Raw genomic sequence first — 20,473 nt, forward strand, 5'->3', positions numbered from 1 at the left:
ATGCGCTAGGCTTATCCAGAGTGAATAATACAGTTAGTCAACGATAGGACGGCACCATGTCAGAAATGATGCAGCACGACCAAGACCCTCAAGAAACGCAGGAATGGCTCGATTCATTAGAATCGGTTCTGGAAAATGAAGGTGTTGAACGTGCCCACTTTTTACTTGAGTCTTTGATCGAAAAAGCGCGTCGCAATGGGGCTCATCTACCCTATGATGCTACGACTGCCTATATCAATAGTATCCCAGCAGGCCAAGAGCCGACGATGCCTGGCGATCAAACCATTGAAACAAAGATCAGGAATGCGATCCGTTGGAATGCGCTAATGATGGTATTGCGGGGTTCCAAAAAAGATCTTGAGCTCGGTGGGCATATCTCGAGTTTTGCTTCTTCCGCAATGCTATACGATGTTGGCTTTAATCATTTTTTCCGTGCTCCGACTAAAGACAATGGCGGTGATTTTTTATTCGTGCAAGGGCATGTCTCGCCAGGTATTTATTCACGTGCTTTCATCGAAGGTCGTTTAAGTGCAGAACAATTGGACATGTTCCGCCAAGAGGTTGATGGAAAAGGTGTTTCGTCCTATCCACACCCTAAACTCATGCCTGACTTTTGGCAGTTCCCAACGGTATCGATGGGACTGGGCCCAATGCAAGCGATTTATCTAGCTCGCTTCCTCAAATACTTGACTAATCGTGGCCTGAAAGATTGTTCCAACCAACGCGTGTGGTGTTTTATGGGGGATGGTGAGGTCGACGAGCCGGAAAGCTTGGGCGCTATCGGGTTGGCTTCACGTGAGAACCTGGACAATCTCACTTTCGTGATTAACTGTAATTTACAGCGCTTGGATGGTCCGGTGCGCGGTAACGGCAAGATTATTCAAGAGCTTGAAGGTACCTTCCGTGGTGCTGGCTGGGAAGTGTTCAAGGTCATTTGGGGGCGGTATTGGGATCCTTTGTTAGCTCGGGACACTGCGGGTAAATTACTCGACGTAATGAACGAAACCGTGGATGGTGAGTACCAGAACTACAAGGCCAAAGGCGGTGCCTATACGCGCGATAATTTCTTTGGCAAATACCCAGAGCTGAAAGACATGGTGGCCAATATGTCAGATGAAGACATTTGGCGCCTAAATCGGGGGGGGCACGATCCGGTGAAAGTCTACGCCGCTTACAAGCGCGCGACCGAAACTGTTGGTCGCCCACAAGTGATCCTGGCGAAAACGGTTAAAGGCTATGGTTTGGGCGAAGCGGGTGAGGGTAAAAACATTGCCCATAACGTCAAGAAAATGGATACCGAGTCGGTTAAGAAATACCGCGACCGTTTCAACATTCCTTTGAGCGATGAAGACTGCGCAAATTTGAACTATTACAAGTTCGATGAAGATAGCCCGGAGATGAAATATCTGCGCGAAAAGCGCGAAGCCTTAAATGGCTATATGCCAGTGCGTCGAGTCAATAGCTCGGAGGAATTGCCTGCACCACCATTGAAAGCTTTTGAAGCGGTAACAAAAGGCTCAGGTGACCGCGAGATTTCTACGACGATGGCGTTTGTACGTGTATTGACAGTTATGCTCAAGGACAAACAAATAGGGCCTCGTGTCGTGCCTATTATTCCTGATGAAGCTCGGACTTTTGGGATGGAAGGTTTATTCCGTCAAGTGGGTATTTACAGTAACTCTGGGCAGAAATACATCCCACAGGATAAAGATCAGGTTGCTTATTACCGCGAAGATAAAAAGGGGCAGGTACTGCAAGAGGGGATCAACGAGCTGGGTGCGATGTCATCCTTTGTTGCTGCCGGTACTTCGTATTCGTTAAACGACCTGCCTATGCTGCCAGTGTACATTTATTACTCAATGTTTGGTTTCCAGCGTGTGGGTGATATGGCCTGGGCTGCTGGTGACTCACAAACGCGCGGATTTTTGGTCGGTGGAACTGCGGGACGCACGACGCTCAATGGCGAGGGTTTGCAGCATCAGGATGGTCACAGTCATATTCAGGCTGGCTTAATTCCAAACTGTATCAGTTACGATCCAACCTTCGGTTATGAAGTCGCGGTGATTGTACAAGATGGTATTCGCCGGATGCTGGAGAATCAGGAAAACGTGTTTTATTACCTTACCGTAATGAACGAAAACTATGTTCAGCCTGAGATGCCTAAAGGTTGTGAAGAGGGCATTATAAAAGGGATTTACCCGCTTGAGCGATTAGGCAACGCTAACGCCAAGAAACAAGTGAATTTACTCGGCTCTGGTACGATCCTATTGCAAGTACAGGCCGCGGCAAAAATTTTGCACGATGACTATGGGGTCGCTTGCCAAGTATACAGTGTCACTTCGTTTAATGAGCTGGCGCGCAATGGTAATGACGTTGAACGTCATAATATGTTGAAGCCTGATGCTAAAGCTCAAAAGCCGTACATTACGGAAGTGCTGGAAGAGGGCTTTGCGGGGCCAACCATTGCGGCAACGGATTACATTAAGAATTATGCCGACCAGGTTCGTGCTTTTGTGCCGGGAACTTATAAGGTTCTAGGTACTGATGGATTCGGACGTTCGGACAGTCGGGCTAATTTACGTCGTCATTTCGAAGTAGATAGTGCACACATTGCTTATGCCGCACTTTATGAGTTGTATAAAGGTGGATCGTTTGATGCGAAAGCGTTAGCGAAGGCTGCTGATGCACTTGGTATTGACGCTGACAAACCTAACCCGTTTTACGCTTAAACCGATAGGGAGAGTATAGTATGTCGATTAAAGAAGTATTAGTACCCGATATCGGTGATGATGAAGTAGAAGTCATTGAACTCTGTGCTGCCGAAGGCGATAGCATTGAGGCAGATGGTTCATTGGTAACGGTTGAGAGCGACAAGGCGAGTATGGATATTCCTGCGCCATTCGCCGGTAAACTTAAATCGTTAAAAGTCAAAGTGGGTGACAAAATTAAGCAAGGCGACCTGCTGGCTGAGCTTGATGTTGATGCCGACAGTGCGCCGCAAGAAGATGCCGGTGATTCTGAATCGGCTAAGCCCGAAGCAACGCATGACAGTACTCCTGCATCGTCAAGTGACAGCAGCGAGTCAGTAACGGTGACCGTACCTGATATCGGTGACGCCAGCGATGTAGAAATTATCGATATTTTGGTTAAAGAGGGTGATGAGGTTGCGGAAGAAGACGGCCTGATCACGCTTGAAACTGATAAAGCGACTATGGATGTTCCTGCGCCGCAGGCAGGGATCATTACCACGCTCAAGGTCAGTGTTGGCGACAAAGTTTCGCAAGGATCCGTGATCTTAGAAATGCGTGCTAAAGGTGCGCAATCGGCAAGTTCGAGCTCGAATGGCAACGTTGCAAACGCGGAGGTACAAGCATCCGATGAACCAGCGCCAACATCGAGTCCGTGTGGAGCCGCCAGCGGCTCTAGCGTTGTTGAAGTTACCGTCCCGGATATCGGCGATGCCAGTGACGTTGATGTCATTGAGGTTTTGGTCAAGGAAGGCGATAGCGTTGCTGAAGAGGATGGCCTCATTACACTTGAGACCGATAAGGCGACTATGGATGTACCAGCACCCAAAGCGGGCACAGTCAAAGCATTGAAGGTTAGCGTGGGTGACAAAGTATCCAAAGGTAGTTTGGTGTTATTACTCGAAGTCGCCAGCGCCAGTACAGAATCTGCGTCAGCGGATGTTGCTGAGGAGCGTCAATCAGAGCCCAAAGCTGAAGCCAGTGAGACGAGTAGTGCAGCACCTAAACCACCGCCAGTACCGCATCACCCTTCAGCAGGTGAAAAGCAAAAGTCAGGCAAGGTACATGCGTCGCCCTCCGTCCGTCGATTAGCGCGCGAATTTGGTGTCGATCTAACCCAAGTCAGTGGTACAGGTGCAAAAAACCGCATTTTAAAAGAAGATGTTCAGTCGTATGTCAAATACGAATTGTCAAGGCCGAAACTGACGCCGGGGGCAAACGTAGCGGCTGGTGGCGGTGGTTTGCAAGTATTGGCGCCGCCGAAAGTTGACTTTAGTAAGTTTGGTGAGGTGGAAGAAATTCCATTGACACGTATTCAGAAAATTTCTGGACCGAACCTGCATCGTAACTGGGTTACCATTCCCCATGTTACGCAATTTGAAGAGGCCGACATTACTGACTTAGAAGCGTTCCGCAAAGAGCAAAACGCACTGGCGGAAAAACGCAAACTCGGGGTTAAAATAACTCCCTTGGTGTTCATGATGAAAGCCTGTGCTGATGCGTTGAAGGCCTATCCGGTATTCAACACCTCACTGTCTGAGTCAGGTGAATCATTGATCCAGAAAAAGTATTACCACATTGGTATCGCAGTTGATACGCCAGGGGGATTGGTTGTCCCAGTGGTACGTGATGTGGATAAGAAAGGCGTGCTGGAATTGTCCAGAGAACTGACTGAAATCAGTGTAAAGGCCCGTGAAGGTAAGCTAAAAGCGGCCGACATGCAGGGCAGTTGTTTCACTATTTCAAGCTTAGGTGGAATTGGTGGTACTGCATTTACACCGATTGTAAATGCGCCAGATGTCGCCATATTAGGTGTATCAAAAAGTGAAATGAAACCGAAGTGGAATGGTAAAGAGTTTGAGCCACGCTTAATGTTACCTTTGTCATTATCCTACGATCATCGGGTTATTGACGGTGCGGTCGCGGCACGGTTTGCTGTGCACTTGAGCAGTGTATTGGGCGATTTACGCCAAATTCTGCTGTAAAACTGGAAAAATAGGTATTTTGTTGAACAAATTACCTAATATTTTTGCACTCGGATGCGCAGAACATTAGAATCTGCGCATACTTATGTCACACACAGTGACATTCTGATTTGAATTAAATTTGAGGTCGTAATGAGCGAAATAAAAACTCAGGTAGTCGTCTTAGGTGCAGGCCCTGGTGGGTACTCGGCTGCGTTCCGTGCTGCAGACTTAGGTTTAGATGCGGTTGTCGTTGATGCCCGTGAAACTCTTGGCGGTGTCTGTTTGAATGTGGGCTGTATTCCGTCCAAAGCACTTTTGCACGTTGCTAAGGTTATTCAGGAAGCGAAACACTTGTCTGCCCATGGCGTAACCTTTGGCGAACCTAAATTCGATCTTGATAAAATTCGCGCCTGGAAAGATAGCGTAGTGAATCAGCTAACCAAAGGTTTGGCTGGTATGTCCAAAATGCGCAAGGTTCAGCATGTGCAAGGTTACGGTAAGTTCACAGGCGCAAACACCCTCGAAGTTGACGGCAAAGACGGCAAAACTACCATCACCTTTGAGCACGCAATTATTGCTGCAGGTTCAGAGCCGGTCTCGTTGCCGTTCATTCCTGCGGATGACCCTCGCGTAATTGATTCTACTGGTGCGCTTGAGATGGCCGACATTCCAGAAAAAATGTTGGTGTTAGGCGGCGGTATCATCGGTCTTGAGATGGGCACGGTGTACAATGCGTTGGGAACACAAATTGACGTAGTTGAATTTCTCGATCAGCTGATCCCTGCTGCGGACAAAGATATTGTTAAGGTTTACACCAAAACCTTGAAAAACAAATTCAACTTGATGTTGGAAACCAAAGTTACAGCGGTTGAAGCGAAAGATGATGGTCTGTACGTCACTTTCGAAGGTAAACAAGCGCCAGCAGACCCCGTCCGTTATGACAAAGTTTTAGTCGCTGTTGGCCGTAAGCCAAATGGTAAGTTGATCGATGCGGAAAAAGCGGGCGTCAATGTTGATGACCGTGGTTTTATCAATGTCGATAAGCAAATGCGTACAAACGTTGCGCATATCCATGCGATTGGCGACGTTGTTGGGCAGCCAATGCTAGCCCATAAGGCGGTACATGAAGGTCATGTGGCAGCTGAAGTCATTGCTGGTAAGAAGCACTTCTTTGATCCGCGTTGCATTCCTTCAGTTGCTTACACTGAGCCAGAAGTCGCTTGGGTTGGTCTAACTGAAAAAGAAGCGAAAGAGCAAGGCATTAACTACGAGACCGCATCTTTCCCTTGGGCGGCTTCAGGTCGTGCGATTGCCTCCGCAGCAACCGATGGCTTGACCAAGATGATTTTTGAGAAGGAATCGGGTCGCGTCATCGGGGGTGCCATTGTGGGTACTAATGCCGGTGAAATGTTGGGCGAAATCGGTTTAGCGATTGAAATGGGCGCAGATGCCGAAGATGTCGCTTTGACTATCCACGCTCACCCAACCTTGAATGAGTCAATCGGTTTAGCGTCTGAAATCTTCGAGGGTAGCATCACTGATATGCCAAACCCGAAAGCGAAGAAACGTTAATTCGTTTACTCCAATAAAAAAGCCAGCACATGCTGGCTTTTTTATTGCCTCAAGCTTAGCTGCATTGATCTTGGAAGATATCCTCAATACTGCACTCGAAAATACGTGCCGCTTTGAATGCCAGCGGTAAACTGGGATCAAACTTACCTGTCTCGATGGCGTTTACGGTTTGACGACTAACGTCTAGCGCTTTGGCAAGGTCTGCTTGAGTCCAGTCGCGCTCAGCGCGCAGGACTTTTAGTCGATTTTTCATTGGTATTTCCTAAAACCAATGAAGACACTAACAATATAGCTGATCCCCATTACGAACAAAATATTGGATGGATTCGGACTAAACGAGATTAACCGGATGGCTTCAAGCAATCCATAAATGGCCCCAAAAACCATGCTGACACCGAGCGATATTGCCATCGCATTGAAGTGGATACGACGCTGTAACTCATCTAAGCCATCAAAGTGGCGCTTATTCGCAATGATCATGCGATAGCCCATAAACAGATTGACCCCAATAGCGATAACACTATAGGTCGGCGCATAGTCCCAGATAAATTTGGGCGCGAACGCAACCACTGCGAGACTTAATACCCAAGCACTGGTCCAAATAAATAGACTGCGATTCGACTCGCGCATCCGTTCTTCCAGGGGTTTTGATTCTGTATTTATCATATGCTTTGCCTTTACTATGTTGAGTCAAATAAACTTTACTTTTTGTAATGCTAGCTTTGCAATAGTGTTGAGTCAAGTATATTTGACATAAATTAATCAAAACTTGACATGAGTCTCAAGCAACATTGAGTAATAGTGCAGGGGGTATGAATCAACTAACGTTCAGCAAAAGTTATGCGTTATAGTAGTTATAATGAAGCAGCAACATTGATTTTATGAGTTCACAAAATCCCAATCCTCAGCTTCAACAAATCGAAATGTTCTCGGTGCCGAGTCCATGCATCGGTGTTTGTGAGGTTAATCAACGCGGATTTTGTAAAGGTTGCTTTCGTAGTCGCGAAGAACGACTGTATTGGACACAAATCTCTGAGGCAGCAAAGCGGATTATCTTGCAAAACTGTAAGCGTAGAGCGAACGCTGCCGTAAAGCGAACTCAAGTTGACCAGCAGGATGAACCTCAGCAATCTGATCTGTTTGCCAGAGATAACGGATCATGTTGACCCAAAACTACCCGTAATAATCCAATTAAGGCGCAAAAAACCCTTAATTCACAAGGCTTTTATCGCTATACTTTAGGCATCTTAAGTATTGGGGTAATACATGCCAATTGAAGCTTTTGCAGACTCTGCATCAGAGTCATTTACACTGCCGCAAGTTTGCATAAAACTGCGCGGTATGCTGGATGACGGTAAGCACGATTTGGACGATATTGCGCGTATGATTGCAGTGGATGCAAACTTAAGTGCGAAGGTGTTACGCCTAGCTAATAGCGCATTGTTTAGATTTCCAAGCCAAATTGAATCTGTCACCAAGGCGATTACCGTGATTGGCGGTGAAGCCTTGTACAATATTGTGATGGCTGAAACGGCATCCTTGGCGTTTCAGCATTTCGACAATGACTTGGTTGATATGGATCGCCATTGGCATAATTCAGTGTATTGCGGAATGGCGGCTAAAAATACTGCCGGCGTATTGAAAAAACGGGCGACGGATCGTTTTTTTGCAATGGGGATTTTACAAGGTTTAGCGGAGCTCGTAATTGCCAAAAATGCGCCCGCGCAATACCGCCAAATTATCGATGAAAATGAGAACGGTGTGCCGTGGCAAAAGCAACGTAAAGTGCTCGGTTTTGTGTTTGCCCAATGCAGCGGGGCTATTTTGGAACGTTGGAAACTGCCCTTGCCAATCTATTACCCGATAGCGCAAATGCACAATACAGCCCGCGTTGCACAGGATCAGGACGTGGCTATTATGACCTTTGCCGCACAATTGACTGAGTCCCAGAGCCAAAAAGAAAAATATCGTTCCCTTGCATTGTGGGCTGATGATACGCAACCGTCCTTAAATTTAAGTGATGAAGATATTGCCGCAATAACCGAAATGACGAATCGTGATACCGCCCGTGTTGCAAGCACGTTATTGAGTTGAAGGTTTAGCTGAATGAAATTACACCTCATGTTATTGGGTAGCTGTTTGTGTCTGCATGGAACCGCGGTAGCCAGTGCCAATATTATGAAGTCGGTTTATGATCTGGATTTTGATGTAAATTACGAGCTGGATGCAGAGCCGCTATTTGAAATGGATGGTGAGTTAGGATTTATTACTGCTTCAGGCAACACGAATACGTCAAGTATAAAAGGTGCATTGGATGCGACTCATGAAACGGTAAGCTGGAGCAATCAATACCGTGTAGAGTTGTTGTATAAAGAGGCTAAAGTTGACACTGATAATGGTCGTCGTACTGATGTGACGGCTCAGCGTATATATGCAACGGCACAAATGGATTACAAGCTTGATGATCCGGATAATCGTTTATTCGTGTTTGGTGAATATGATAATAATCGATTTAGTGCTTACAAGTACCAGGCCGCTATAGCTGCCGGTTGGGCTCAAAAAGCGATTAACGAAGAGACCTATCAATTTCGCTACAGTATTGGTCCTGGTTATGGTGTGGCGATACAGCATGATGGCGCGGTGGATGAAGAAAAACATGGATTTATTATTCGAGCATCAATTGAGTACAAACAACAATTATCAGATGTTGCTAAGCTACGACAGTTTTTGAGCACAGAAGCTAACGATGCGACAACACGCTCTCGATCTGAGACCTCGATTTCAGCCAAAATAATGGATTCATTGGCCATGAAGCTGTCGTTTATTATGAATTATAATAGTGGCCTGAATGATGCACAGACAAAAAGCTTGGACACAGAGACATCTGTGGCCTTGGTTTATCAATTTTTTTAATCAGTTAAAGTAAGTATACCCAAGTTAATCGCAGTGCCGTTGCGAACGAGGGAGTTACAAATTCAATGAAAGGAAAAGACATGAAAAAGTTAGTTATTGCTGCGACAGTATTAGCGGCGTTCAATGTGACAGCGGCTGAAGACTCTTCGTTTACCATGGATGGAGAGTTTGGCTTCATTTTCACCACGGGTAATACCGAAACAACTTCTGCCAGTGCAGGTCTGAATGCGAAGCAAGAGTTGGAAAAATGGAGCAACGAATATCTGCTCGAAGGCTTATACAAGCAAGATACAGTGACTAATGCATTAGGTGAAGAAGTTGAGCAGACCTCCGCACAAAAGTTTTTCGCGTCGGCACAAGGTAACTATAAATTAGAAAATCCAGATCATCGCATCTTTGCGTTTGCTTCTTATGAAGATGACCGGTTTAGCAACTTTAAATACCAAGCGACTGTCGCGGCCGGTTGGAACCAAAAAGTGTGGGAAGATGACACCAGTAGCTTTGATTATAGTGTCGGTCCGGGTTATTCATTTGCTGAGAGCCAAACCGGCGAAGATCTAGATAGTGTCATTTTACGTGGTGCGTTTAATTACACCTGGCTAATCTCAGAAACGTCTAAGTTTACGCAAACATTCAGTACTGAGATTGGTTCCGATAATACTAAGTCTCGCGCAGAATCTGCATTGACTGCAACCATCAGTGGTGCACTGTCAATGAAACTCTCGTTAAAGCTTGACCACAACAGTGACGTAGCAGACGGTGTTGATAATTTAGATACAGAAACTGCGGTTACCTTGGTGTACAGTTTCTTTTAAGATCATAGTGAAAGGTAGGGACTGATACTCAGTTGGTACCTAGGCAGATAATTCTATGTATAAAAAAGGAGAGCCTTTGCTCTCCTTTTTTTGTTGTACAAGACAGCCCGTCTTCGTCTAGGTATTCTAGTGCAATACGCGGGCTTTGATTGTACCTTCAATCTTTTCCATTTCCGCAAAGGCATCCATTGCACGGTCTGCCTCAACATCAATAACGACATAACCGATGCTATCGTTGGTTTGCAAATACTGGGCAAGAATATTAATCCCTTTGTCAGCAAACGCCTGGTTAATTTGGGTCAGGACTCCTGGGCGGTTGATATGAATATGCAATAGTCGCGAAGTATCGGTATGCGCTGGCAAAGACACTTCAGGGAAATTAACTGCCGAGAGTGTGGACCCATTGTCGCTGTACTTCGCCAGTTTACCCGCGACCTCAATACCAATGTTTTCTTGTGCTTCCTGGGTACTTCCACCGACATGCGGAGTAAGAATGACATTATCAAATTGGCGCAGAGGGGATTCAAACTCTTCATCATTGGACTTAGGTTCAACTGGGAAAACATCAATTGCGGCACCGCTGATGTGTTTACTTTGCAGAGCGTCCACTAATGCGTCGATGTCAATAATTGTGCCGCGGGCTGCATTGATTAGAATGGCCCCAGGCTTCATTTCCGCTAACTCTTTCTTACCAATCATGTTCATCGTTTGCGCGGTTTCTGGCACATGCAAGGTGACTACATCAGACGTATTTAATAGCTTCTTCAGACTTTTCACTTGGCTTGAGTTACCTAATACCAATTTATCTTCGATATCAAAAAACTGCACGCGCATCCCTAGATGTTCTGCAAGAATGCTTAGCTGTGTACCGATATGCCCATAGCCAATGATACCCAGTGTTTTGCCGCGCGCTTCAAATGACCCGACGGCACTCTTCAGCCACTCACCACGATGCGCTTTGGCGTTCTTTTCGGGAATGCCACGCAACAATAATATGATTTGCCCAAGCACCAATTCAGCCACTGAGCGGGTGTTTGAAAACGGTGCATTAAATACCGGAATACCCCGCGCTTGAGTCGCTACAAGGTCAACTTGATTGGTACCAATACAGAAGCAACCAACGGCCACTAATTTATTGGCAGCATCAATGACGCGCTGTGTGAGTTGGGTGCGCGAGCGGATCCCAATAAAATGCACATCTTTAATCTTCTCAATCAATTCTTCTTCAGGAAGCGAAGTTTTTAAACTTTCGATATTGTGATATCCGTTACTCTCAAGCGTTTCGATTGCACTAGGGTGCAAGCCCTCCAATAAGAGGATCTTGATTTTATCTTTAGGCAGCGAAACTTTACTCATGATGCATGGCTCTCGGATTGAAGGTTAATTAAGACATCTAGACGTCCAAAAGAGAATGGAAAATACCAGATGTCTCGGCAAATAAAAAGCACTAATTATGCTATTTCAGAGTTTCAACACCATTTTCGCCGCCGACCAAAACTAGGTCAGCGCCGCGCTGGGCAAACAGACCATTGGTCACGACGCCGACGATATTGTTCAGTTGGTACTCGAGTTCGCTAGGATTCAAAATAGTTAAATTGTGGACATCCAGGATCACGTTACCATTGTCGGTGATCACGTTCTGACGGTATACCGGATCACCACCAAGCTTCACGATTTCCCGCGCAACATACGAACGTGCCATAGGGATCACTTCAACCGGCAATGGAAACTTGCCGAGGATTGGTACCTGTTTAGTATCGTCGATAATACAAATAAACTGCTTGGCCACTGCAGCTACGATCTTCTCGCGAGTCAGTGCTGCCCCACCACCTTTGATCATGTGTTTGTGCTCAGTAATCTCGTCAGCGCCATCCACATATATCGCTAGGTCATCCACGCCATTGAGGTCAAAAACCTCAATGCCTAAGGCCTTTAGCCGAGCTGTGGATGCATCAGAGCTCGACACCGCCCCTTTTAGCTTATGCTTGATCGGTGCCAGTGCATCAATGAAATGATTCACGGTGGAGCCGGTACCGACGCCAATAATACTGTCTTCTTGCACATATGCGACGGCGGCAGTTGCCGCAGCACGTTTTTTATCGTCTTGTGTCATCGTGAACCCTGTTGGAATACATCTACTGTGGAGCACCTAAGTGTAGCTTAAGTTGGTCTTAAATCAGAGCAGGCTGGCGTTATTTTTCGTGCTTTTCTACGGTGCTATTGTTAACTGCACTGAAGGTGTCACGATATAATCAAGTGGAATGTCCCACGGCTCAACCGGCAAGGTCTCAGCCTGCTGGCAATCGTGGGCGATACCAATCAAGGTCGGTCGGTTATTTCTCTCTAGGTCAGCTAAGGTGCGGTCATAAAATCCGCCCCCCATGCCCAAACGATTGCCTTGATGATCAAATGCAACGAGGGGCAAAAGTAATACATCTAGCTGAGCTAGCGGGCGACAATGTGCAGCGTTAAACGTCGGTTCAGCAATGCCATACCGGTTGATACTCATTGGCGTGTTCACAGCATAATCATGAAATAGCAGATGCCCTGAACGGCGTGGATCTAATAGGGGTAATGTAGTGTTAATACCCTGTTGCCAGCATGCATGAATGGTTGGAGTCAGGTCTAACTCACCATCATTGGCAAGGTAAGCTGCAATGGTCCTGGCGGCTGAAAACGCCTTAATTTTGCTGAGTTGAGCCAGCAAACGTTGCCCCGCTTGCGCTTGATGGGACTCGGTTAAAGCGTTACGGGCCGCCCTGAAGTGGCGGCGTAACGCTGGTTTATCTACCTTGTTCAACAATTAGTTGGCGTACGTATCGATGAACAGCTGGGTCAGCCTGGCGTGATCAACACCCGTAGCCACTTTAATTTTCTTGGCTTCTAACCATAACGGGCTTGCTGTGGTGCCCACGGGCGCCACCGCTGTTTGCCCCCGATTTAATGGGTCGGTAGCGACGCGAATATGGCCCTCTGTTAGCTCAAATAAGCTTTCATCAATCAAGTATGCTAGTGGAAACGCATCGTGAAAGAAACACACGCGGTCGTCACGATTTTGTGAGTAGAAATCGATATAAAACTGCGCAGATTGCTGCACAAATCCTCCCAGTTTTCCATTCTTGCTCGCAAGTATATCGACGAAGCTAGGGTCAAAGGGAACATTGTTGGTCACATCCAGACCAAACATGGTGATATCCCAATCAGCACTAAAAACGATGTCCGCAGCATAGGCATCATTCCATATGTTCGCTTCGGCAACCGGAGTTACATTGCCTTTTACGAAGGCAGCACCACCCATGATTTTGACGCCTTTAACTAATTTTGGAAGTTCTGGATCGAGGCGTAATGCTAATGCCAAGTTACCCAAAGGACCAATCGCTACCAGCGTTACCTCGCCCGGGTTTGCGCGCACGGTATCAACAATGAATTGTGCTGAACTACGCGGGTCCAATGGCTTGTCGGACAGCGGGAACCCAATATTACCGAAGCCATCGTCACCGTGTACAAAGTGGGCATAGGTCGACTCTGGACCCACCCAAGGCATGCCGACGCCCTGCGTGACGGGAATATCCTGCCCGGCCAGCTCGCACAGTGTGACTGCATTGCGCGCGGCCATTGTCACAGGTACGTTACCGTAAACAGTTGTTAAGCCCAAAACGTCAATGTCGGGTGACTGAAACGCGAAAAAGATTGCCATTGCATCATCGATACCCGGGTCGGTATCTAAAATAATTTTTTCTGCCATGTGTGTGTCCAATAATTAGGTTTAGCTGTGCTTTGCTAGAAAGCGATTAACTTTATCAACATCTGGAATAGATTGCGCGGCACCTTCAACGGTGACTGCCAATGCTGAAGCGGCGCAACCGCGCATTAATGCTTGCTTAGGATCAGCATGATCGGTGTAAGCAGCAAGGAAATAACCGATAAAAGTATCGCCGGCGGCGGTGGTGTCGATGGCATCAACCACAAAGGCTGGAACTTCGATTTTTTGCCCTTTGCGCAGCATAACGACGCCTTGTTTGCCTAAGGTGATAATCACCTCTCCATGTTGCCAGTTTGCAGTGAAATACGCTTCAATGGCGGCCATATCCTGCGTGCCGGCAAACTCTGCGGCCTCAACCTCATTAACGATCAGCAGATCAATGCAGTCCAACGGAAGTGATTTGACTGACTCAGTCATAGGTGCCGGATTGAAAGCAACTTTAAGACCTTTATCTTTGGCTTGTTTGAGTGCATCTGCAATTGCCGATGTCTCGTTTTGCGTTAACACCCAATCAGTCGATTTAACGTTATCAAGTGCCGCCAACACGGTCTTACTATCAAGCTCTTGATTGGCGCCGCCAAATAGTACGATTGCATTTTCCCCACTGGGCGTGACTTGAATGATCGCGTGACCAGAAGGGGTGTCGGTACATTGTACGTGTTTGCAATCAATACCCTGCTTTATAAGGGTTTGCTTAATGTGCGCATCGTTATTGTTGATGCGTCCTACATGGCGCACTTCAGCACCTGCTTTGGCCAACGCAATCGACTGATTAGCACCTTTGCCACCGAGCAACTGTTGATAATGATGTGAAGCAATTGTTTCACCCGGTTGAACAAAATGTTCGACCTGATATACATGGTCAATGTTAATTGAGCCAAAATTAATAACAGCCATTGTCTTCCTGTTAACTGAAAGGCGCCTCCCAAAGTACCGCTGTTCATGTGCGCCCGTGAACCGAAAGTTCAGGGCGGAAGTTTCATCACTGCCGCAGGCGTCTCGATACGAGTCGAGCTTGCACAAAAGCAGTGGAATCAACTTCCTTGGTAAAAAGCATCGGCCAGGGACATGAATGAACTGGCTAATACCCCAGGAGGCATTGTTTGAATTATTATTGGCGTAAGGGTAGCGCAAACGTGGGAAAGTAGAAAGCAGATCATATTTCCAGCGCGCAGTCTTAGAATAAATTTGGTAGCATAGTTACGTGATTTCTTTGCCTGAGAGTGTTTTTTGAGCGAACTACAATACGAGACGTTATCAGCGTTATTAATGCGCAATAAAGTGACCGCAGATGCTGCCGAATTACAGGGCATGTTGTGCGGCATGATGGCTGGGGGCTTATCGTTAAGCGATCGCAACTGGATGCCTGCCATCGCCGATATCTTCAATGCCGGAGAGCCACTTGCGCCAGAAGTCGAGCAAGCGCTGCTGCGTTTGTTTGAGCAAACCAGTCAACAGATGGTCGATGGCGAGTTCGCACTTTCTTTACTGTTACCCGATGATTCCGCACCAATAAATGAACGCGGCAGCGCCTTAATTAACTATGTTCAGGGCTTCATGACCGGGTTTGGTTTGCAGCAAAATGACTTATCCAATTGTTCAGATGATGTTAAGGAGGCACTTGAAGATTTTGCCGAAATCGTCAAATTGGAAGAGGCAATGACTGACGACGAAGAATCCGAAAAAGCCCTGTTTGAAGTACAAGAATATGTAAGGGTTTCAACAATGTTATGTTTTAGCGAACTCGGTCATTCGCCACTAGACGATAGCCAAGCACCGCCAACAGTGCATTAGGAATTTTGGGAGTATGGACCGCAACGCTTTTTTAGCACGTCGCCGTGCGCTAATCGCCAAACTTCAACCGAATAGCGTAGTTGTCGTTCCCGCGGCACAATTAAAAAACCGCAGTCGGGATACCGAATATCACTTTCGTCAAGACAGTGACTTTTGGTATTTAACCGGGTTTCACGAGCCCGATGCGTGGTTGCTGCTGTCTAACAGCGATCAATACGATGGAGAATACAGCCTGCTCGCTTGTTTGGAAAAGGACCAACAGGCCGAAATATGGCATGGTCGTAGAGTAGGACCGGATGCGGCACTAAGCGCTTTTCTAGTGGATGACACTTGCACAGTTGAACAGCTGCCTTGGGCGTTACACGATTTGCTCGATGGACACGCGCATTTGTATTTTGCGATGGGTCAATCAGCGTCCGCCGACGAGTTAGTGTTTGCCGCCCTTGAGAAACTCCGAGGTGCACCGAAGCAAAGCAAACAAGCACCGCAGGCGATTGTTGACGTGCGTCCATTGTTGCATGAAATGCGCTTGATTAAACAGCCGGATGAATTGGCATTAATGCAACAAGCAGCGACAATCAGTGTAGCGGCGCACTGTCGCGCCATGCGTGAGGTGACGCAGCTGGATCGAGAGTATCAATTAGAAGCGTCTATTTTGCATGAGTTTGCCATTCGTGGTGCACGGCATGCGGCTTACAATACCATTGTTGGTAGCGGAGAAAACGCCTGTATTCTGCATTACACCGAGAATAGCGATGCGTTAAATGATGGGGATTTAGTCCTTATTGATGCGGGTGCTGAGTATCAAGGTTACGCTGCGGATATTACTCGCACTTTTCCAGTCAATGGGAAATTTTCTCCGCCGCAAGCGGAAATTTATCAGTTGGTACTCGATGCGCAGTCAGCTGCACTTGAACAACTATATCCAGGCAGTACGTTGTCAGCTGCTATGCAGGCATGTTTAGAAGTATTAGTGAGTGGCTTAATCAAACTGAATATATTGCAGGGTGATTGTGCCACATTGATTAGTAAGAAAGCCTATCAGCCTTTTTTTATGCATGGACTCGGGCACTTTTTAGGCCTAGATGTGCATGATGTTGGTGATTACAAAATCGATGGCGCTGATCGCCCCCTTTTGCCAGGTATGGTGCTTACGGTTGAACCCGGCTTGTATTTTGGGCCGACAACGAATGTGCCAGAACAGTATCAAGGCATTGGCGTAAGGATCGAAGATAACATTGTTATTACGGAAACGGGTTTTAGCAATTTGACTGCAGGTGTACCCAAAACCATTACTGAGATTGAGGCACTGATCCAACATGGTCGCGGACACTAATACGCATAGTATTGAAACGGCAATTGATGCTGACGTAACCATCGTCGGGGCTGGTGTAGTGGGTTTATCTTTAGCGCTCGCATTGGCTCGCCACACATCATTGACTATCGCTTTGGTTGAAGCGAAAGCCATGCAAGCGCAGGTTCATCCAGCTTTCGATAGCCGTTGTCTAGCGCTTGGCGCGTCTACCTATGATTACTTGGCCGAGCTAATCAAAGGTGTTAAGGATCATTTTGGTGAACTGCATGGGTGTGAGATCCATGACATCCAAGTGTCTGATCAGGGCTACGTGGGTAAATGTTTTCTTTCCGCAAGTGAGCTTAAGCAACCGTTTTTAGGCGTGGTTGCGCCCTTACAGGCCATGGGAACAAGCTTATATCAGGCATTAGAAATGGAAATGGCCAAGCCGGGCAGCAAACTTCAATTTCGATGCCCCAGTCAAATTACCGACGTGATTAGCCAACCTTCATACCAGCAGTTAACCTTATCTGAAGGGACTTCGTTAAACACTCGATTACTGGTTGTTGCCGACGGTGGTGGGTCCGGTATCGCTCAAAAATTGGGCTACGATGAAAACGTAAAAGACTATGAACAAGATGCAATAATTGCCAATCTTGAGGTCACCTCTGCGCACCAGAACTGGGCCTATGAACGCTTTACTGAACATGGTCCTATCGCTTTGCTGCCACTGCGGTTACCGCTAGCGAATACTGCGCAATCGAGTGGCTTATATTCATTAGTGTGGACAATCTCGCGAGACGTACCTGAATACAAGCAACGTTTATTGCAAGATGACGACTTTTTCATGCGAGAGTTAAGCCCATTGTTAGGCGCTCATATCGGGCGTTGCCTACGCACCAGTGCGCGCGAGAGTTATCCTCTGAGTTTGAAATTTACCTCACAAGTCATGCAACATCGTAGCGTTGTTATCGGTAACGCAGCCCAAACGCTGCACCCTATAGCGGGGCAAGGGTTTAATCTGGGGTTGCGTGATGTGATGGATTTGGTCGGTGTACTGCAAGAGACTGTGCCTGAAAATGTGGGCAGTTTTGGCAACCTACAAGCCTACGCACAGCGGCGCAAAGATGATCGCCAACTGATTATGCTGAGTACAGACAGTCTGGTTCGCGGTTTCTCAAATAGCTTTTTTCCGCTAACGTTTGGCCGTAACGTGGGGCTTTTAACGATGAATAAATGCTCATTACTCAAACAACACTTTGCGCGCAGAGCTATGGGGTACCGTTTTGATTAATTGTGATGTTGCGATTGTCGGCGCCGGCATGGTCGGTTTAGCGTTGGCTGCCCAGTTAGCAGACAGTGATATGCAGGTGGTAGTGCTCAACCAAGGGGCGGTGTCTCGACCGCTGCCTGATATCGCAGATTGCCGTGTTTCCGCGTTAAATATCACCTCACAGATGTTACTAAAGCGCGTACAGGCTTGGTCTAACGTGCAAGCTGAGCGGGTGGGTGACTACACCGGAATGCAGGTTTGGGAAAAGGACAGTTTTGCGCGTATTCACTTTACTGCAGCGCATACATCACATGCGACTTTAGGCTGTATTGTTGAAAATCAGAATATCGTCAATGCTCTGTATGCGACGCTGCGCAGGCACGCCAACATAACAGTGATCGACAACTTTGAACTCGCCAAAATTGAATATAATGCATCTTCTGCATTGCTTATGTCAGCCACTCAAACTCTGGTTTCTGCCCGTCTTGTGGTGGGTGCAGATGGTGCAAATTCGGCGGTGCGCCGATTACTACAAGTGCCCATGACATTTTGGCACTATGACCAGAGTGCAATTGTCGCTACCGTGAAAACCGAATTATCGCACCAACAAATTGCGCGGCAGGCCTTTACTAAGACAGGGCCGTTGGCTTTTTTACCACTAAGTGCAGCAGAGCAGTGTTCGATCGTGTGGTCGCAAGATACGCAGCAGGCAGAACACTTAATGGGATTATCTGAGTACGAGTTTTGCCAGCGTTTGGCCACTCACTTGGATATGCAGTTAGGACAATGCGAGTTACTCAATTCACGCCACTGTATTCCTTTGGCTATGCGTTATGTGCGCCAGTGGGTCACTGATCGAGCGGTTCTTATTGGGGATGCTGCGCATACTATTCATCCGTTAGCCGGACAGGGTGTGAATCTTGGATTTCAGGACAGTATCGCTTTAGCCGAGGCGATACTGGCGACGCCTCTCGATGATTTGGGAACTATTACACCTCTTAGAGCCTTTGAACGGGCGAGAAAGGCAGCGACGATTAAAATGATTGCAACCATGGAAGGATTCAAGCGCGGATTTGCAGGAGAACAGCCGGTTAAGAAACTCATCCGAGGGATCGGGATGACCGCTGCCAACGAGCTGACATTCGCAAAACGGTTTTTGATCCAGCAGGCGATGGAAGGGTAGCGAACAGTAAATCGTCATGAGTTTGTTCATGATGTAGGCACGCCAAAATGGCGGGAAATGACCTATGTTTGCCAATCTCGCATTGATATCCTTACGTTTGGAATTTATTTATGGATATCAACGTGAAACATTTGACTATCGTTCTAGCGCTTCTACTGATGCCGCCAGCACACGCTATTTTCATTGACTCATCGATGCCAGCGGCAGCGCAAGGTGCACGCGACGGTGAGAATGAATCTGCGCCCAAGTCAGATGCGTTGGCATTGTTTCCCGATCTTTCCCTCTATTCGTTGTGGTCTGAATTTGCCGACCTGTTGATCCCAAGACCCAGCGAATCGAATGATCCACAATCAAGCAATCCATTGGAAGACGAGGGGGCTGAGCGCTCAGCTCAATCAGATACACCCCTTTTGAGTCCATTACGCGGCTTATTCGCTGCCGAAAGCGGAATGCACAGCGTGAGTTTTAGCGCGTCAAATCGCTCAGTGAGTTCAGGGTTTAGTCAGCCCCAAGGTTCATCGACTGCTTCTACAGCAGGACCTGCCGGTGTGCTAGCGACACGCAATTTAACGGGTACGAACATGAATGGCAGTTCACAACGCACTGCTTATGCCTTAGGCCCCGCTATTGCGGCGCCACTAACTCCTGGAGCGAAATCAGGTGTTGACAAATTATTTGAACAACCGCTACAAACGCCGAGTCAGGGCATATTAAAATCCGCTAAGCCCGCGTTACAGACCGCTAAAATCGTTTGGGTTAACACGCAGCAGAATAACCTGAGTAATGATGCCTGTGATAGCTATGCGGTACTTTGCGACTCAACGCATCAACCAACGATTGTGATGATGACAAACTCGCAGTCAGGAGATGATGGAGAAAAAGTTGCGATGAACGGCTCGGAAACAACTAACGCTGCTGCTAATGATGGGGCCGATATTAGCGATCCGGACAGTCAGATGCCTCCATCACAGTCAATGTTCACTCAAACGAACAACCAAGCTGACTTGTTGCAAGATTTTATCGCCAGCAGTAATACAGCAAATCAGGACGCAGAGAACCCAACGGTTCCTGAACCTCCGACAATTCTGTTACTAATGCTTTTTGGACTGTTTTTTGTAGTCGCGCGGATGCGTTAATTGCAACGTGTGTTAC

At 47.2% G+C, this 20,473-nt stretch carries 19 protein-coding genes and 1 other RNA gene; 12 read left to right on the forward strand and 8 right to left on the reverse strand.

Annotated elements, in window-relative coordinates:
• Positions 1 to 56: 56 nt before the first annotated feature.
• The 3 genes from aceE to lpdA all read left to right on the forward strand — a co-directional run bounded on the left by aceE (position 57) and on the right by lpdA (position 6,286).
• On the forward strand, positions 57 to 2,729 hold the full coding sequence (aceE, locus tag AC121Z_RS03750) for a pyruvate dehydrogenase (acetyl-transferring), homodimeric type (RefSeq protein ID WP_498126790.1): 2,673 nt from the start codon (positions 57 to 59) through the stop codon (positions 2,727 to 2,729).
• Positions 2,730 to 2,749: 20 nt separating this feature from the next.
• Positions 2,750 to 4,732 (forward strand): dihydrolipoyllysine-residue acetyltransferase, encoded by a 1,983-nt coding sequence (gene aceF / locus AC121Z_RS03755; protein WP_498126792.1) that lies wholly within the window; start codon positions 2,750 to 2,752, stop codon positions 4,730 to 4,732.
• Between the two features lie 132 nt (positions 4,733 to 4,864).
• Positions 4,865 to 6,286, forward strand: a complete 1,422-nt coding sequence (gene lpdA, locus AC121Z_RS03760; protein WP_498126794.1) for a dihydrolipoyl dehydrogenase — start codon at positions 4,865 to 4,867, stop codon at positions 6,284 to 6,286.
• A 55-nt stretch (positions 6,287 to 6,341) separates the two neighbouring features.
• Here the strand turns inward: lpdA and AC121Z_RS03765 are convergent, their stop codons facing one another.
• On the reverse strand, positions 6,342 to 6,539 hold the full coding sequence (locus AC121Z_RS03765; protein WP_498126796.1) for a helix-turn-helix transcriptional regulator: 198 nt from the start codon (positions 6,537 to 6,539) through the stop codon (positions 6,342 to 6,344).
• Positions 6,536 to 6,952: a hypothetical protein gene (locus tag AC121Z_RS03770; protein WP_498126798.1), complete on the reverse strand. Its 417-nt coding sequence runs from the start codon at positions 6,950 to 6,952 to the stop codon at positions 6,536 to 6,538. Before AC121Z_RS03770 ends, AC121Z_RS03765 begins: the two co-directional genes overlap by 4 nt.
• Before the next feature lie 215 nt (positions 6,953 to 7,167).
• Here AC121Z_RS03770 and AC121Z_RS03775 point away from each other — a divergent pair, with 215 nt between their 5' ends.
• The 4 genes from AC121Z_RS03775 to AC121Z_RS03790 all read left to right on the forward strand — a co-directional run bounded on the left by AC121Z_RS03775 (position 7,168) and on the right by AC121Z_RS03790 (position 10,014).
• The gene (locus tag AC121Z_RS03775; RefSeq protein ID WP_498126800.1) at positions 7,168 to 7,452 is read left to right on the forward strand and encodes a DUF1289 domain-containing protein; all 285 of its coding nucleotides are present in this window, start codon (positions 7,168 to 7,170) and stop codon (positions 7,450 to 7,452) included.
• A gap of 100 nt (positions 7,453 to 7,552) precedes the next feature.
• Entirely contained in the window at positions 7,553 to 8,380 is an 828-nt protein-coding gene (locus tag AC121Z_RS03780) for an HDOD domain-containing protein (protein ID WP_498126802.1), read from the forward strand.
• Positions 8,381 to 8,392: 12 nt separating this feature from the next.
• A complete protein-coding gene (locus tag AC121Z_RS03785; RefSeq protein ID WP_498126804.1) occupies positions 8,393 to 9,199 on the forward strand; it encodes a DUF481 domain-containing protein in 807 nt (268 codons plus the stop codon).
• An 80-nt stretch (positions 9,200 to 9,279) separates the two neighbouring features.
• Positions 9,280 to 10,014: a DUF481 domain-containing protein gene (locus AC121Z_RS03790; RefSeq protein WP_498126806.1), complete on the forward strand. Its 735-nt coding sequence runs from the start codon at positions 9,280 to 9,282 to the stop codon at positions 10,012 to 10,014.
• 126 nt (positions 10,015 to 10,140) lie between these two features.
• Here the strand turns inward: AC121Z_RS03790 and serA are convergent, their stop codons facing one another.
• From serA to ssrS, 6 genes are all read right to left on the reverse strand, one after another.
• Positions 10,141 to 11,370 carry a phosphoglycerate dehydrogenase gene (gene serA / locus AC121Z_RS03795; protein WP_498126808.1) on the reverse strand — a complete coding sequence of 410 codons (1,230 nt, stop codon included), beginning with the start codon at positions 11,368 to 11,370 and terminating at the stop codon, positions 10,141 to 10,143.
• A gap of 100 nt (positions 11,371 to 11,470) precedes the next feature.
• Entirely contained in the window at positions 11,471 to 12,127 is a 657-nt protein-coding gene (gene rpiA, locus AC121Z_RS03800; RefSeq protein ID WP_498126810.1) for a ribose-5-phosphate isomerase RpiA, read from the reverse strand.
• Between the two features lie 96 nt (positions 12,128 to 12,223).
• Entirely contained in the window at positions 12,224 to 12,817 is a 594-nt protein-coding gene (locus AC121Z_RS03805; protein ID WP_498126812.1) for a 5-formyltetrahydrofolate cyclo-ligase, read from the reverse strand.
• Complete coding sequence (locus tag AC121Z_RS03810; RefSeq protein ID WP_498126814.1) at positions 12,818 to 13,759, reverse strand: nucleoside hydrolase; 942 nt, start codon at positions 13,757 to 13,759, stop codon at positions 12,818 to 12,820. It lies immediately after the preceding gene.
• 21 nt (positions 13,760 to 13,780) lie between these two features.
• Complete coding sequence (locus AC121Z_RS03815; protein ID WP_498126815.1) at positions 13,781 to 14,674, reverse strand: ribokinase; 894 nt, start codon at positions 14,672 to 14,674, stop codon at positions 13,781 to 13,783.
• Positions 14,675 to 14,695: 21 nt separating this feature from the next.
• A non-coding RNA gene (gene ssrS / locus AC121Z_RS03820) (6S RNA) lies at positions 14,696 to 14,876 on the reverse strand.
• A 170-nt stretch (positions 14,877 to 15,046) separates the two neighbouring features.
• Between ssrS and AC121Z_RS03825 the strand changes: the two genes are divergently transcribed.
• From AC121Z_RS03825 to AC121Z_RS03845, 5 genes are all read left to right on the forward strand, one after another.
• A complete protein-coding gene (locus AC121Z_RS03825) occupies positions 15,047 to 15,571 on the forward strand; it encodes a UPF0149 family protein (RefSeq protein WP_498128142.1) in 525 nt (174 codons plus the stop codon).
• Between the two features lie 13 nt (positions 15,572 to 15,584).
• Positions 15,585 to 16,907, forward strand: a complete 1,323-nt coding sequence (gene pepP / locus AC121Z_RS03830) for a Xaa-Pro aminopeptidase (protein ID WP_498126816.1) — start codon at positions 15,585 to 15,587, stop codon at positions 16,905 to 16,907.
• Positions 16,891 to 18,159: an FAD-dependent monooxygenase gene (locus tag AC121Z_RS03835; protein WP_498126818.1), complete on the forward strand. Its 1,269-nt coding sequence runs from the start codon at positions 16,891 to 16,893 to the stop codon at positions 18,157 to 18,159. Before pepP ends, AC121Z_RS03835 begins: the two co-directional genes overlap by 17 nt.
• Positions 18,152 to 19,321, forward strand: a complete 1,170-nt coding sequence (locus AC121Z_RS03840; protein ID WP_498126819.1) for an FAD-dependent monooxygenase — start codon at positions 18,152 to 18,154, stop codon at positions 19,319 to 19,321. Before AC121Z_RS03835 ends, AC121Z_RS03840 begins: the two co-directional genes overlap by 8 nt.
• 110 nt (positions 19,322 to 19,431) lie before the next feature.
• A complete protein-coding gene (locus AC121Z_RS03845) occupies positions 19,432 to 20,457 on the forward strand; it encodes a hypothetical protein (RefSeq protein WP_498126821.1) in 1,026 nt (341 codons plus the stop codon).
• The last annotated feature ends 16 nt before the right edge of the window (positions 20,458 to 20,473 follow it).

Source organism: Alteromonas sp. DYW1, from assembly GCF_059752595.1.

What these genes read in the sequence shown, in the direction of transcription:
- aceE (WP_498126790.1), top strand. Translation starts at nt 57, where the DNA reads ATGTCAGAAATGATGCAGCACGACCAAGACCCTCAAGAAACGCAGGAA.
- aceF (WP_498126792.1), top strand. Translation starts at nt 2,750, where the DNA reads ATGTCGATTAAAGAAGTATTAGTACCCGATATCGGTGATGATGAAGTA.
- lpdA (WP_498126794.1), top strand. Translation starts at nt 4,865, where the DNA reads ATGAGCGAAATAAAAACTCAGGTAGTCGTCTTAGGTGCAGGCCCTGGT.
- AC121Z_RS03765 (WP_498126796.1), bottom strand. Translation starts at nt 6,539, where the DNA reads ATGAAAAATCGACTAAAAGTCCTGCGCGCTGAGCGCGACTGGACTCAA.
- AC121Z_RS03770 (WP_498126798.1), bottom strand. Translation starts at nt 6,952, where the DNA reads ATGATAAATACAGAATCAAAACCCCTGGAAGAACGGATGCGCGAGTCG.
- AC121Z_RS03775 (WP_498126800.1), top strand. Translation starts at nt 7,168, where the DNA reads ATGAGTTCACAAAATCCCAATCCTCAGCTTCAACAAATCGAAATGTTC.
- AC121Z_RS03780 (WP_498126802.1), top strand. Translation starts at nt 7,553, where the DNA reads ATGCCAATTGAAGCTTTTGCAGACTCTGCATCAGAGTCATTTACACTG.
- AC121Z_RS03785 (WP_498126804.1), top strand. Translation starts at nt 8,393, where the DNA reads ATGAAATTACACCTCATGTTATTGGGTAGCTGTTTGTGTCTGCATGGA.
- AC121Z_RS03790 (WP_498126806.1), top strand. Translation starts at nt 9,280, where the DNA reads ATGAAAAAGTTAGTTATTGCTGCGACAGTATTAGCGGCGTTCAATGTG.
- serA (WP_498126808.1), bottom strand. Translation starts at nt 11,370, where the DNA reads ATGAGTAAAGTTTCGCTGCCTAAAGATAAAATCAAGATCCTCTTATTG.
- rpiA (WP_498126810.1), bottom strand. Translation starts at nt 12,127, where the DNA reads ATGACACAAGACGATAAAAAACGTGCTGCGGCAACTGCCGCCGTCGCA.
- AC121Z_RS03810 (WP_498126814.1), bottom strand. Translation starts at nt 13,759, where the DNA reads ATGGCAGAAAAAATTATTTTAGATACCGACCCGGGTATCGATGATGCA.
- AC121Z_RS03815 (WP_498126815.1), bottom strand. Translation starts at nt 14,674, where the DNA reads ATGGCTGTTATTAATTTTGGCTCAATTAACATTGACCATGTATATCAG.
- AC121Z_RS03825 (WP_498128142.1), top strand. Translation starts at nt 15,047, where the DNA reads ATGCGCAATAAAGTGACCGCAGATGCTGCCGAATTACAGGGCATGTTG.
- pepP (WP_498126816.1), top strand. Translation starts at nt 15,585, where the DNA reads ATGGACCGCAACGCTTTTTTAGCACGTCGCCGTGCGCTAATCGCCAAA.
- AC121Z_RS03835 (WP_498126818.1), top strand. Translation starts at nt 16,891, where the DNA reads ATGGTCGCGGACACTAATACGCATAGTATTGAAACGGCAATTGATGCT.
- AC121Z_RS03845 (WP_498126821.1), top strand. Translation starts at nt 19,432, where the DNA reads ATGGATATCAACGTGAAACATTTGACTATCGTTCTAGCGCTTCTACTG.